At 65.0% G+C, this 12,531-nt stretch carries 12 protein-coding genes; 10 read left to right on the top strand and 2 right to left on the bottom strand.

From position 1 onward, the window contains the following. The first annotated feature begins 46 nt into the window (after positions 1 to 46). The 4 genes from E3D03_RS12820 to E3D03_RS12805 all read left to right on the top strand — a co-directional run bounded on the left by E3D03_RS12820 (position 47) and on the right by E3D03_RS12805 (position 3,957). The gene (locus E3D03_RS12820) at positions 47 to 817 is read left to right on the top strand and encodes an enoyl-CoA hydratase-related protein (protein WP_263567261.1); all 771 of its coding nucleotides are present in this window, start codon (positions 47 to 49) and stop codon (positions 815 to 817) included. Between the two features lie 211 nt (positions 818 to 1,028). Next, positions 1,029 to 2,201, top strand: coding sequence for a porin (locus E3D03_RS12815; RefSeq protein WP_263567260.1), 1,173 nt, complete (start codon positions 1,029 to 1,031; stop codon positions 2,199 to 2,201). 142 nt (positions 2,202 to 2,343) lie between these two features. Beyond that, positions 2,344 to 3,315: a hypothetical protein gene (locus E3D03_RS12810; protein ID WP_263567259.1), complete on the top strand. Its 972-nt coding sequence runs from the start codon at positions 2,344 to 2,346 to the stop codon at positions 3,313 to 3,315. A gap of 18 nt (positions 3,316 to 3,333) precedes the next feature. Continuing rightward, on the top strand, positions 3,334 to 3,957 hold the full coding sequence (locus tag E3D03_RS12805) for a hypothetical protein (RefSeq protein ID WP_263567258.1): 624 nt from the start codon (positions 3,334 to 3,336) through the stop codon (positions 3,955 to 3,957). A 19-nt stretch (positions 3,958 to 3,976) separates the two neighbouring features. Here the strand turns inward: E3D03_RS12805 and E3D03_RS12800 are convergent, their stop codons facing one another. Both E3D03_RS12800 and E3D03_RS12795 read right to left on the bottom strand, forming a co-directional pair. Then, positions 3,977 to 4,738, bottom strand: coding sequence for an enoyl-CoA hydratase-related protein (locus tag E3D03_RS12800; RefSeq protein ID WP_263567257.1), 762 nt, complete (start codon positions 4,736 to 4,738; stop codon positions 3,977 to 3,979). 67 nt (positions 4,739 to 4,805) lie between these two features. Beyond that, positions 4,806 to 5,339: a MarR family winged helix-turn-helix transcriptional regulator gene (locus E3D03_RS12795; RefSeq protein ID WP_140848351.1), complete on the bottom strand. Its 534-nt coding sequence runs from the start codon at positions 5,337 to 5,339 to the stop codon at positions 4,806 to 4,808. A gap of 218 nt (positions 5,340 to 5,557) precedes the next feature. Here E3D03_RS12795 and E3D03_RS12790 point away from each other — a divergent pair, with 218 nt between their 5' ends. From E3D03_RS12790 to E3D03_RS12765, 6 genes are all read left to right on the top strand, one after another. After that, positions 5,558 to 6,706: an acyl-CoA dehydrogenase family protein gene (locus tag E3D03_RS12790; RefSeq protein WP_263567256.1), complete on the top strand. Its 1,149-nt coding sequence runs from the start codon at positions 5,558 to 5,560 to the stop codon at positions 6,704 to 6,706. 108 nt (positions 6,707 to 6,814) lie between these two features. Next, entirely contained in the window at positions 6,815 to 7,960 is a 1,146-nt protein-coding gene (locus tag E3D03_RS12785; protein ID WP_263567255.1) for an acyl-CoA dehydrogenase family protein, read from the top strand. 117 nt (positions 7,961 to 8,077) lie between these two features. Continuing rightward, on the top strand, positions 8,078 to 8,953 hold the full coding sequence (locus E3D03_RS12780; protein WP_263567254.1) for a MaoC/PaaZ C-terminal domain-containing protein: 876 nt from the start codon (positions 8,078 to 8,080) through the stop codon (positions 8,951 to 8,953). 142 nt (positions 8,954 to 9,095) lie between these two features. Beyond that, positions 9,096 to 10,277, top strand: a complete 1,182-nt coding sequence (locus E3D03_RS12775) for an ABC transporter substrate-binding protein (RefSeq protein ID WP_263567253.1) — start codon at positions 9,096 to 9,098, stop codon at positions 10,275 to 10,277. A 208-nt stretch (positions 10,278 to 10,485) separates the two neighbouring features. Then, positions 10,486 to 10,986 (top strand): TRAP transporter small permease, encoded by a 501-nt coding sequence (locus E3D03_RS12770; RefSeq protein ID WP_263567252.1) that lies wholly within the window; start codon positions 10,486 to 10,488, stop codon positions 10,984 to 10,986. Positions 10,987 to 11,008: 22 nt separating this feature from the next. Further along, positions 11,009 to 12,301, top strand: a complete 1,293-nt coding sequence (locus E3D03_RS12765; RefSeq protein WP_263567251.1) for a TRAP transporter large permease — start codon at positions 11,009 to 11,011, stop codon at positions 12,299 to 12,301. The last annotated feature ends 230 nt before the right edge of the window (positions 12,302 to 12,531 follow it).

The raw sequence follows: 12,531 nt of genomic DNA, 5'->3' as shown, positions 1-12,531 counted from the left end.
GACTTCTCGGCAATGTTGCCGAGATTCGAGAAGAGGGGGAAAGCCCATGGCTGACCTGATCGAGGTTTCCCGCGACGGAAACGTGGCGCTGATCCGCCTGAACCGCCCGAAGCAGCTGAACGCGCTGAACAGCGCGCTTGCGCAAGAACTGATCGCGGCAGCCGAGGCGCTGGACCGCGACCGCGATATCGGCTGCCTTGTGGTCACGGGGTCCGAGCGCGCCTTTGCCGCCGGGGCCGATATTGCCGAAATGGCCGGAAAATCCGCGGCCGAGATGAGCGAGCTTGACTATTTCGGCGAATGGAGCCGTTTTGCCGATCTGCGCCTGCCCAAGATCGCCGCCGTGAACGGCTATGCGCTTGGCGGCGGCTGCGAGCTGATGATGATGTGCGACTTCGCCATTGCCGGCGAAGGCGCGAAATTCGGCCAGCCCGAGATCAAGCTGGGCGTGATCGCGGGGATCGGCGGCACGCAGCGCATGGCCCGGCTGATCGGGCGGTCGCGGGCGATGGACATGCATCTGACCGGACGCACCATGGATGCGGCCGAGGCACTGGCGGCCGGGCTGGTCGCCCGGGTCGTGCCCGACGACCAGGTCCTGCCCACGGCGATGGGGGCGGCGCGCCAGATCGCTTCCTATTCGCGCCCGGCCGCGCGGCTGGCGCGCGAGGCGGTGCGCCGCGCCGAGGAAGGCCCGCTGTCCGAGGGGCTGCTTTACGAACGCCGCCTGTTCCACGCCCTGTTCGGCACCCCCGACCAGGTCGAAGGCATGGCCGCCTTCCTGGAAAAGCGCCCGGCGGCGGTTCGCCGGAACTGACCCCGCCCTTCAGGTGGCAGGACCGCGGCGGGGCTTTTCCCGTCGCGGGTTCTGCCGCGACTGCCCGTCCCACATTCAAGTGTGATAGTTGCTTTTATGCAAGCATATCGTTAGTATAAGATATAAATCGCTTGGTTACTATCTTTGCTGCATGTAATCTCCAATTTGTGCGCCGAGACGGGGCACACCACATACTCTGGGAGGAGAAAACATGCTCGGTAATTACCGATCCCCCGCCGCGGTCGCGGTGGGCTTGGCTGCGGCATGCCTGTCGATGGCGGCAAGCGCAGAAGCGGAAACCCTGACGCAACTCGAGGCTCGCATCGCCGCGCTGGAAGCCAAAGAGCAGGAGCCGGTGCAGATCACCAATCGTTACGGCATGCAGCTGAGCTTCTATGGCAAGGTCAAGGTCGACGCCGTCATGGACAACAATTACGGGCTTGGCCCGTCGTCCGGCGGGATCGCCCTTGTCACCGACAGCACCCCGGAGAACAGCGATCAGCAGATTCACGGCTATCAGACGCTGTTCGGCTTCCGCGCCGAACAGGACACCGAATACGGAAAACTGCGCTTCAACATCGAAGGCGACTTCTTCGGCGGCGGTGGCGGCACGGTGCGCCTGCGTCATGCCTATGGCCAGATCGGCGGCTGGACCATCGGCCAGACCTGGTCGACCTTCTCGATCCTGAACGAGACGCCGGCGGTCTGGGACTTCAACGGCACCGCAGGTCCGGCGAACTTCCGCGTTCCGCTGATTCGCTACTCGTCGGATTTCGGCACCGGCACCCATATCGATGCCTCGATCGAGGAAGATTACCAAAGCTGGGGCGATCGGCCGGCCGCCGCCTTTGCGATCAGCCAGAAATTCGACCGGGGCAGCCTGCGTTTCGCCTATATCAATCGCGAGCTTCGCAGCGCCCAGGGCACTGTCGACGGCTGGGGCGCGAATATCGGCGCGACCTTCAAGCCTTGGGAAAACGGGCTGATCCAGGCCAGCTATACCCGCGGCGAGGGCATTTCCTCGATCATGGGCTTCAGCGGCTATGCCGGCCAGCAAGCCGGCCCGACCGGCGGCAGGACCTTCTATGATGTCGATGCGGACGGGAATGCGGTCGAGATGGACGGCTATCTTGTCGGCATCAGCCACAAGATCCAGCCCAACCTGTCGGTGCTGGCGGCCTATGGCTCGCAAAGCTATGACCTGTTCGCCGGCGCCTTGGCGACCGATACGAAAAAGCTGGAATCGGTTCACGTCGGCGGAAAATACAACCTGCTGGATAACCTCGCCCTGGGCGGAGAGGTGATCTGGGACAAGCGCACGCAGTTCGACCGGCAGACGGTGGACAACACCCGGCTGCACCTGAGCGCGACCTTCGAGTTCTGAACGACGGGGCGGCGAGCCGGGCACGGCTCGCCGCCGACCCGCAGGGTCCGATACCCAAGGCGGTTGATCCTATACTTATGATATGCTAGCAAACCATAAATGGCCGGACGCCGCTCCGGCAGACTTGGCATAGAGGCATCGCATGACCGGAACCAGCTACCTGCATCGCCTCGAACCCGCTCTTGCGGGCCTGGTTCGCGCCGAGGACGATCTGCGCCACCGGCCTGCCCCGGGCGGCCAGATGCGTGATTCGCTGTTCTGGCAGGTCAGCATGGCCGAGGAGCGGATCTGCCTTCAGATCTATGTCTTCGCGACCGATGACGGGAATGCCGGCTGCAACATATGCCTTTGGGGCGCCGACATCGCGCCGGCCGTGGTGGATTTCCATTCCGGCAGCATTCCCGACGACTGCGATTTCTCGACCATCAGTCTGGGCGGGCTGTCGGTCCGGCAGGACCTGGCGGCCCAGCGTTCGACGCTGTCCTATGTCGGCACGCGACTGAAGCTCGGCTTCAGTTTCAGCGCATTGCACGAGGCCTTCAGCTATCACGCCAATGCGGACGGATTGCCGACCTGGATGGCGGCGAACCGCATCGAGCAAAGCGGAATCCTGCAGGGCTGGCTCGAGATCGACGGAAGGCGCGTGTCCCTGGACGGCCGGATCGGCCATCGCGACCATTCCTGGGGCCTGCGCGAATGGGCCATGCCGCAGCACTGGAAATGGCTGGCCGCCTATACGCCGGACGGGTCGATCGCCATGAACGGCTGGATCTGGATCGCGGGCGGCGAACGCGGCGTGGCGGGCTATGTGGCGCGGGACGGCAAAGTCAGCCCCATCACCGCGATCCGCGACCATGCCGAATACGATGCCGAGATGATGCAGCAATCCGCCAGCATGAGCATCGACTATGGCGCCGCGCAGCCGCTCGAACTGAAATTGAACACGTTCTCGGCCATCCGTTTCCCAAGTTCCAAGCGGAATCCGGTCACGATTACCGAAGCGGGCTGCGCCGCGACCCTGGATGGCATTGCCGGATCGGCACAGTTCGAGACCCATTGGCCGACCCCCTATCTGGATTATCTGCGCCAGCGCAAGCAGGGGGCCCAGGGCTGACCCGCGATGGATTTCGCCTTGCATGACGAACAGCATGCGGTTGCCGATCTGATCCAGGATCTGGCCGCCTGCGTGGAAAAGGCAAGCGACGATGCGGAAGGCCTGGAGCATCTGCTGGACGAGGCGGCGGCGCTGGGGCTTCTGCCGGTTCCAGACACCATTCCCCTGCCCTGGCTGGACCTGTTCCTGTTCATCGAGGCGGCCGCCGGCCAAAGCCCTCGGCTTGCGCGATTGCTGGTCCGAAGCGAGTTCCTGAACCGGCTGGGCTCACAGGATTGCTGCCAGCCGCTGAAGATCCTGCTCCGCTCTGCGATCCTGCTTGGCCGGGCCGGCGCCGCGCTGGCGACATGCTGTTCGGATGCGGCGGTCGCGCGGCGCAACGCGGCAGGTGCCGGCATCGGCGCCGGACCAGCCGAACTGGAGCTTTTCGAGGCGCGGCTTCATGCCGCCCGGCTGCTTCTGCGCGAGGCCGCCTGGTGCATCGACGAGGGCGATGCGACTGGCGTGCCGCGCCTGGCCCGGGCGGAAACCAACCTGCGCATCACACTGGGCGAAATCATCGGGGCCGCGAAACGGCGGGAATGGCGCTATCCGCTCGTCGCTCATCTCCAGGCGCTCGTTGCCGCGGAGGGCCTGGACTGATCCCAGGCTGGCCCCAAACCTATCCCCTGCCCCGCAAGGCGGCGATCCTGGCCTGGATTTCGGCGGCCGTCACTTCGGAATTCACCGCTATCGCCGTGGCGCGCTCCAGGGCCAAGGCCTCCTCGAAGGGCAGCGCCGAGCCTTGCTGCAGCAGGGCCTTGTAGGCTTCGGTCCCGCCCTTGGGCCCCGCCAAGCTCTGCCGCGCCAGGTCCAGGGCCGTGGGCAAAAGCGCGTCGGCCGGCACCAGATGGTTGACCAGCCCCCAGTCGAGCGCCTCCTGATCGGACAGGAACCGCGCGGTCAGCGCCATTTCCATCGCCCGTGCCGGGCCGATGCGGCGGGCGAGCCGAACGGAACCGCCCCAGCCCGGCAACAGGCCGACCCGGCTGTGCGTATCGGCGAAGCGCGAGCCCCGCGCTGCGACCAGCAGGTCGCAGGCCAGCGCCAGTTCAAGCCCGCCGGTCACGCAAAGGCCATTGATGGCCCCGATCACCGGCCCCGAAAAACCCCGCAGGGCTGCCACCGGGTCATGGACCCAGGCACCCGCCGCGGCGGCTCCGGCGCTGTCCCATTCCGAAACCTCCAGCCCGGCCGAAAAGGCCCGGCCGCTCCCGGTCAGGATCAGGACGCGGACCGCCGGATCCGCCTCGAGCCGGGCCACCTCGGCGATGAGCGCCCTGCGCAGGGAAACCGACAGCGTATTGAGCCGTTCGGGCCGGTTCAGGCGCAGAATGGCCCAGCCCTCCGCGGAAATTTCCGTCAAAAGCTCCGAGTCGGACATGATACCCCCCATTTTTCACGCAAGAGTATCATATGCATGCGAACCAGATATGCAAGGCTGGGCGCGGCTAAAGATCGTCCTCCGTCATCTCATCCTCTCCGCCATTGCTCCCATGCAGCTCCTGCATGATATTGGTTTTCATCTTCGCCAGGACCTCTTCCGCCAGACGGATGGATTCCTGCGGGATATCCTTCAGGATCATGGCATTGAGTTCCTGACTGACGCTTTGCATCTGCCGCAGCGTGGCACGCCCCGCCTCTGTCACGACCACTCTTTTCGCGCGACGGTCGTTCGGGCACGGCATGCGGCGCACGAACCCACCCGCCTCCAGCCGGTCGATCAGGCCGCCGACCGTGACCTTGCCGACATCCAGGACATTGGCCAGCTCGGTCTGCAACATGCCCTGCTCGCCCAAGGTCTTTTCCGACCGGCCAAGCTGCGCCAGCACCCACCATTGCGAGCGCGTCACGCCCAGGGGCTTCATCTTCTGGTCGAACAAGGTGCGTCGCAAGCGCGAAACATCATGCACGAAGTAGCCGATCCGAAGATCGTTCGTGGCGCGCCCGGTCTTGTCCGTGACCGCCGCCTTCTTGCCGCTCATGGCAATCCTTTCGTTCATGCAAATGCTCCGTTTCCTGTCGCCGGAGGATAACCGGCGTTTTCCTGCGCGCGATAATACTCAAGCATATGTTGAGTGACCAGTTCCAATAGACATACGGTTTACAATATGGTCAGCATGCATAATGTCATGAAACGTCTAATTCCGGCTGACTTCGGGCGCGATGCGGCCGGATCGCGACTTCAAGGGGGATTCTGGAAATGCTATTCTCGGAAGAACAGGAAGCCGTCCGCGACATGGCCATGCGCTTCGCGCGCGAAGTGCTGCAGCCAGGCTATCTGGCCCGCGAACAGCGCGGCGCGCTGGACCGGGACCTGATCCGCGAGCTGGGCAACCTGGGCTTTCTGGGCACCGACCTGCCCGAGGATCTTGGCGGGCTCGGCGCCGATTCGATCATGGTCGGGCTGGTGGCCGAGGCCCTGGGCTATGGCGATTTCTCGATCAGCCAAGTGCCGGTGAACGTCTCGTTGAATGCCGCGATCCTGCGACGCCACGCGCCGCGCCCCATCGTCGAGGAATGGGTACCGCAGATGGTGCGCGGCGAGAAGATCATGTCGATCTGCCTGACCGAGCCGCGCGGCGGTTCGGATGCCGCCAATATCCAGTTGCGCGCCCGCAAACGCGGCTCGGACTATGTGCTGACCGGCGAAAAGACATCGATCACCTTCGCAACCGAGGCCGACATCCACCTGGTCTTTGCCCGCACCGGCCCGACCGACAGCGGAGCGCGCGGGATCTCGGCCTTCTTCATCCCGGAGGGGGTGGCGGGCATCGCCACGACCGGCTTTGACGACGTGGGGTGCCGACAGATCTCGCGCGGCTCGGTGTTCTTCGAGGATGTCGTCGTGCCGGCCGAATTCATGCTGGGCGACGAGGGGGGCGGCTTTTCGCAAGTCATGCAGGGCTTCGACTATTCCCGCGCCCTGATCGCGCTGGAATGCTGCGGCGCGGCCCAGGCCTCGCTGGACGAGGCCTGGGCCTATGCCCGGACGCGCGAGGCTTTCGGCCGGCCGATCGGCCAGTTCCAGAACGTCTCGGGGCCGTTGGCCGACCATGACACCCATGTCGCGGCGACGCGGCAACTCGCCTGGCATACCCTGCAACTGCGCGAGGCCGGCAGGGACCACACCGCCGAAGCCGCCATGTGCAAGTGGCTGGGCCCAAAGGTCGCCTTCGATGCCATCCACCAGGCCCTGCTGACCGAGGGGCATTATGGCTATGTCACCGACAGCCCGCATCAGCAGCGCATGCGCGACGTGCTGGGCCTGCAGATCGGCGACGGCACGGCGGGAGTGATGAAGCAGATCATCGCCCGCAGCCGCATTGGTCGCGCCGCGATCCAGTATTGACGCCGCGTCCTTCGAGGCGACCGCCCCGGGGGGCGAAATATCCCTTTACCATGGATGAGCATATGGTATGCAATATTACTATATCGAGGGAGCCAGGAGGTGGAGCTGATGCTGTCCAATCGCGCAATCTATGACGACGAACACCAGCAGTTGCGGGACACCGTGCGCCGCTTCGTCGCGGCCGAAGTCGCCCCCAGTTTCGCAGACTGGGAAGAGACCGGCATCGTCGCGCGGGAATTCTGGACCAGGGCCGGCCAGGCCGGCCTGCTCTGCCCGACCGTCCCCGAGGAATATGGCGGCATCGGCGCCGATTTCCGCATGAACATGGTCGTCTGCGAGGAAATGGCCTATTCCGGTTTCGCTGGGCCTGCCGCCGACATTTCGGTTCATTCCGATGTCTGCCTGGGCTACCTGATCAAGCACGGCACGCCCGAGCAGAAGGCCCGCTGGCTGCCCGGCATGGTGGACGGCTCGGTCGTCTGCGCCATCGCCATGTCCGAGCCGGGCACCGGCTCGGACCTGCAAGGCGTGCGGACCACCGCAGTCCGCGACGGCGACGATTATGTCATCAACGGGCAAAAGACCTTCATCTCGAACGGCCAGCATTGCGACATCGTGATCGCCGTCACCCGCACCAATACCGAACGCGGCTCGGGCTCGATGAGCCTGATCGTCGTCGAGACCAACCGCGAGGGCTTCCGCCGCGGCCGCAACCTCGACAAGCTGGGCCAGCTTTCGGCCGACACCTCCGAGATCTATTTCGACGATGTGCGCGTGCCGGTCGGGAACCTTCTCGGGGCCGAAGGCCGCGGCATGAACATCCTGATGTCGGAACTGCCGCAGGAACGCCTGACCATCGGCGTCACCGCGCTAGCGGCGGCGCAGCGCGCTTATGACATTACCCTGGCCTATGCATTCGACCGCAAGGCGTTCGGCAAGCCGATCGGTGAATTCCAGGTCAACCGCCACAAGCTGGCAGACATGAAGACCGAGCTGACCATCGGCTGGGCCTTTGCCGATCAATGCATCGCGCGCCATGTCGACGACCAACTGAGCGCCTCCGAGGCCTCAATGGCCAAGCTGTGGCTGACCGAAATGCAGGGCCGCATCGTGGACCAGTGCCTGCAACTGCATGGCGGCTATGGCTTCATGCGCGAATACGACATCTGCCGCATGTATGCCGATGCGCGCATCCACCGCATCTATGGCGGCACCTCCGAGATCATGCGCGAACTGATCTCGCGGGCGCTCTAGGCGACCGTGCCCGCCGCAAAGGCGGGAAACCCGCAATTGACAGAATGATAATTACAGATACGATACGCTTACGAAGCAAATATTCCCGCCCGCCGCCAAATGTGGAGTGGATGCCGAATGCCGATCCGCTATCCCGACATTCTGGACTATGCCTTCCCCGAAGGGCGGCAGAGCTATGGCGCCAGGGATTGCATCCTTTATGCCTTGGGCACCGGCTTCGGCCGCGACCCGCTGGACCCGGACCTGCTGCGTTATGTCTATGAAAAGGATCTGCGGGTCTCGCCCAGCTTCGCCTCGGTCCTGGGCGAGAATACCGATTGGAGCGGCGATCCCCGGCTTGGCCTGACGACGAGCGGATTGCTGCATGGCGAAGAGCATCTGGTGCTGCACCGCCCGCTGCCGGTCTCGGGCGAGATCCGCTGCCGCACCCGCTTCAGCGAGGTCTTCGACCTGGGCGCCGAGCGGGGCGCGCTGCTGGTCATGGACCGCCGGATCGAGACGCAAGCCGGCGATTTGCTGGCCGAACTGCGCCGCATCGAATTCGCGCGCGCCAATGGCGGCTTTGGCGGGCCCGCCCCCGGACAGGGCCGCGTGGACCTGGCGGCCCTGGCGGCCATGCCCGCACGGGAGCCGGACCGGCAGCTCGTCTTCGACATCGACCCGGCCACGCCGCTGATCTATCGGCTGTCCGGCGACCTGGTCGCGATCCATGTCGATCCCGAGGCCGCAAGGCAGGCCGGGTTCCACCGGCCGATCCTGCACGGGCTGTCCACCTTCGGCTTTTGCTGCCAGGCCGTGCTGCTGGCGGCGGCGCATTGCGACGGCGCGCGCCTTGCCCGCATCGGCGCCCGCTTCACCGCGCCGGTCTACGGCGGCGACCGCCTGGTCGTCAGCCTGTGGACCGAAGCAGGGCATGTCCGGTTCCAGGCCGATGTGCCCGACCGGCAGGCCAGGGTGATCCGCGGCGGCTATGCCGCACTGAGGGAGGGGTGAACCTTGGCATCCGGGGCCTCGGCTTCGGCTGCCAGAATCCATTGCACCGGCGGGCGCGGCTTGCGGAAGGCATGCCGAGCGCAGCGGAAGCGCCAAGGCGCCGGGAGTCACGATATCTGATGTTCCAGAGGAGGAGAACGGAATGAGACTTGCAGTTGCCGCCCTGTCGGCGGCGGCGCTTTCGGCGGCAGCCGGGGCGGCCTGGGCGCAGGACACGGTCAAGATCGGGGCGCTGATGATCGACAGCGGCCCGCTGGCCGCCTTCCATCAATATTCCGTCGCCGGGCTGGAAACAGCGGTGACCGAGATCAACGAGACCGGCGGCATCAACGGCCGCCCGGTGGAACTGGTCTCGATGACCTATTCCGGCACGCCCGAGACCGCCCTGCAGACCGCCACGCGCCTGGTCAAGAACGACAAGGTCGCGGCCATCACCGGCATGATCCCCACCGCCGTGGCGCTGGCGATCACGGGCCGGGCCACCGCGCTGGATACCATCATCATCGACCCGCTTTCGGCGGCGGGCACGCGCTGCAACCAGAACTATTTCCGGGTCAAGGCGTCCAGCGCGATGCTGGGGGCCAGCTACAAGGCGTTCCTGCGGCAAACCCCGGTGGATTCCTGGGACATCATCGCGGGCGACACCACCTCGGGCCACGACAACGCGGATTCCTTTGCGAAGGACGTGCAGGACCTGGGCGGCGAGGTCAGGAAACAGCTTTTCACCCCGGTGCCCAGCGCCGATTTCGGCACCTATGTCACGCAGCTGAACCAGGAACCGGCCAAGGGGCTGCTGGCGATCGTTTATGGTGCGGATGGCGTGACCTTCGCCAAGCAGCAACAGCAATTCGGCCTGCTGGACAAATACGACGTCGTGCTGGGCAACAACTTCGCCATTCCGGCCGTGCTGCCGGCGATGGGTGAGGCTGCCCTCGGCGTCATCCAGAACGTCTCCTATATCCCGCAGGTAGAGAGCGAGAAGCCGCGCAAGTTCGCCGACGCTTTTGCGAAAATCGCGGGGCATGAGCCGGACGATGTGGCGTTCGACATGTATACCTCGATGATCGCGCTCGCGCAGGCGATGAACAAGGCCGGCACCGAAGACGCCTCGGCGGTGTCCAAGGCGCTGGAAGGCTTGGTGATCGAAAGCCCGGTCGGCCCGCTGGAGATGCGGGCGCAGGATCACCAGCTGACCCGTCCCTATATCTTTGCCGAGGTGGTGGCGGGCAGCCCCGACAGCGGCAAGGCGGTGGATTACAAGGTCAGAACCATCATCCCGGCCGAGGACTACATGCCGCCGCCCTCGCCGGAGTGCAAGATGTGAACCCGACGCCCCTGCGGAAACGCGGGGGCGTTCCTTTTCACGGCGGGTCCTACGCGCAAATGCGGCCCATGCCGCCGTCATCCGCCGGATGGAAATATCTTGACGGACTCATTATGCTTGCTGACAATATGCTTAATAATTTCTTTGCCGTGAAAGGCGGGGAAGCCGATTCCCCCTCGCGGCGGGATCGCGATCAAAGGGGGGTAGAATGCGCTTTTTCCAAGGAGCCGTCACCACGGCCGCGGCCGTGCTGGTCTTTGCGTTGATGCTGCTGACGCTGTTCGACGTGATCGGGCGCAATATCCTGAACCAGCCCATTCGCGGCGCGACCGAACTGACCGAGATCGGGCTGGCCATCCTCAGCTTCCTGCTGTTTCCCATCGTCGCGATGCAGCAGCGCCATATCGTCGCCGACATCGCCGATGTCTTCCAGAGCCGGATTCTCGATGCGCTGCAACTGGTGCTGACGGCGGGGCTGGGTTGCGGGTTTTTCGGGCTGATCGCCTGGCGGATGTGGCTGATGGCGGAACGCTCGGCGCGCTATCACGACGTGACGGCCAGCCTGGGGATTGGGATTGCGCCGGTGCTCTACCTGGTCGCCGTGCTTGCGGGCTTCGGTGCGCTCTGCTTCCTGGCGCCGCTTCGGAACCTGCCAGGCGTGCTGCGGGCGCAGCCCAAGGCGCCGAAACCCGAAAACAGCATTCTCTGAAGACCAAGGGGCGGACAGGTTCATGTTGCTTGCCGGTATCGGTTTCGTCGTCTCGCTTCTGCTGATCTTCCTGCGGGTGCCCATCGCCCTTGCCCTGGGCGTCACCGGCTATGTCGGCTTCGGCTATATCGTGGGTTGGAACCAGGCAGGCGCCATGCTGGCGCTGATGGCGCGGGAAAGCACCATGTCCTATGGGCTGGTGGTCATTCCGCTGTTCATCCTAATGGGCAATTTCGTCGCCGGAGCCGGGATTTCCGGCGACCTGTATCGCGCCGCGCAGGCCTGGTTCGGACACCGGCGCGGCGGGCTGGCGACAGCCACGGTGATGTCCTGCGGCGGTTTCGCGGCCGTCTGCGGCTCGAGCGTGGCGACGGTGGTGACCATCGGCAAGGTGGCGTTGCCGTCGATGCGGAAATACCGTTACGCCGACCGGCTGAGCACCGCCTCGGTCGCGGCGGGGGCGACGCTGGGCATCATCATCCCGCCCTCGATCATGCTGGTGATCTACGGCATCCTGACCGAAACCCATATCGGCATGCTTTATGTCGCGGGCTTCATCCCCGGCCTGCTGGGAATGCTGGGCTATGTGCTGGCGGTGCGCTGGACGGTGTGGCGGCGGCCCGAAAGCGCGCCCGTGGCCGAACGCGCCGAGCGAAGCGAGAGGATCGAGTCCCTCGGGCGGATCTGGTCGATCTGTGCGTTGTTCGTGCTGGTGATCGGCGGAATCTATGCCGGTTTCTTCACCGCGGCCGAGGCATCGGGGATCGGTGCGTTCGGCGCCCTCCTGCTGGCATGGTCGATGGGCCGGCTGACCTGGAGAGCGCTCCATGACATCCTGGTCGATTCGGCGCTGACCTCGGCCATGTTGATCGCGATGCTGATCGGAGCCTCGGTCTTCACCGAGTTCCTGAACTATACCGGCGCGCATGACGGCCTGCTGGCCTTTGTCAACAATTCCGGCCTGCCGCCGGTGGGCGTGGTGCTGCTGATCTGCGCGATCTACATCGTGCTGGGCGCGCTGATGGAGGAGCTGTCGATGATCCTGTTGACCGTGCCGCTGTTCTTTCCCATCGTCACCGGGCTGGGCTACGACCCGGTATGGTTCGGGGTGCTGGTGGTGGTGCTGTGCGAACTGGGGATGATCGCGCCGCCGGTCGGGGTGAACCTGTTCGTGGTCCGCTCGATCGCGCGCGAGGTGCCGCTGACCACGATCATCAAGGGCATCGTTCCCTTCGCCATAGCCAACATCATCCGCATCGTCATCCTGGCGATCTTCCCGGCAATCAGCCTGCTGCTACCGCGGCTGCTGTTCTGACCGGCTGCCATATGGCAGGCCCGGCGCGGGTGCCGTTCCGGTCAACGAGACCTCCGTCCCCTCCTTCGGGTGACCCATGACAGTCGCCGATCGAGCGCAAGCCGATCAGCTATCAGGGCTGCTGAGCGCCGCAAGGCTGGATGCGATCGCGCCCTGCTGCGCGCGATGGCCTGCTGGGGCTGATCGCGCCGGAACGGCCCGGGCTGCACGCCCGAGATCGGCACTTCCTG

It is taken from the genome of Paracoccus sp. DMF, from assembly GCF_004407025.1.
Lineage (GTDB): Bacteria > Pseudomonadota > Alphaproteobacteria > Rhodobacterales > Rhodobacteraceae > Paracoccus > Paracoccus aminovorans_B.
Note: the sequence above shows the minus strand (reverse complement) of the source record. Positions and strands in the feature narration are given on the sequence as shown.

What these genes read in the sequence shown, in the direction of transcription:
- E3D03_RS12810 (WP_263567259.1), top strand. Translation starts at nt 2,344, where the DNA reads ATGACCGGAACCAGCTACCTGCATCGCCTCGAACCCGCTCTTGCGGGC.
- E3D03_RS12800 (WP_263567257.1), bottom strand. Translation starts at nt 4,738, where the DNA reads ATGTCCGACTCGGAGCTTTTGACGGAAATTTCCGCGGAGGGCTGGGCC.
- E3D03_RS12785 (WP_263567255.1), top strand. Translation starts at nt 6,815, where the DNA reads ATGCTGTCCAATCGCGCAATCTATGACGACGAACACCAGCAGTTGCGG.
- E3D03_RS12795 (WP_140848351.1), bottom strand. Translation starts at nt 5,339, where the DNA reads ATGAGCGGCAAGAAGGCGGCGGTCACGGACAAGACCGGGCGCGCCACG.
- E3D03_RS12770 (WP_263567252.1), top strand. Translation starts at nt 10,486, where the DNA reads ATGCGCTTTTTCCAAGGAGCCGTCACCACGGCCGCGGCCGTGCTGGTC.
- E3D03_RS12815 (WP_263567260.1), top strand. Translation starts at nt 1,029, where the DNA reads ATGCTCGGTAATTACCGATCCCCCGCCGCGGTCGCGGTGGGCTTGGCT.
- E3D03_RS12790 (WP_263567256.1), top strand. Translation starts at nt 5,558, where the DNA reads ATGCTATTCTCGGAAGAACAGGAAGCCGTCCGCGACATGGCCATGCGC.
- E3D03_RS12820 (WP_263567261.1), top strand. Translation starts at nt 47, where the DNA reads ATGGCTGACCTGATCGAGGTTTCCCGCGACGGAAACGTGGCGCTGATC.
- E3D03_RS12775 (WP_263567253.1), top strand. Translation starts at nt 9,096, where the DNA reads ATGAGACTTGCAGTTGCCGCCCTGTCGGCGGCGGCGCTTTCGGCGGCA.
- E3D03_RS12765 (WP_263567251.1), top strand. Translation starts at nt 11,009, where the DNA reads ATGTTGCTTGCCGGTATCGGTTTCGTCGTCTCGCTTCTGCTGATCTTC.
- E3D03_RS12780 (WP_263567254.1), top strand. Translation starts at nt 8,078, where the DNA reads ATGCCGATCCGCTATCCCGACATTCTGGACTATGCCTTCCCCGAAGGG.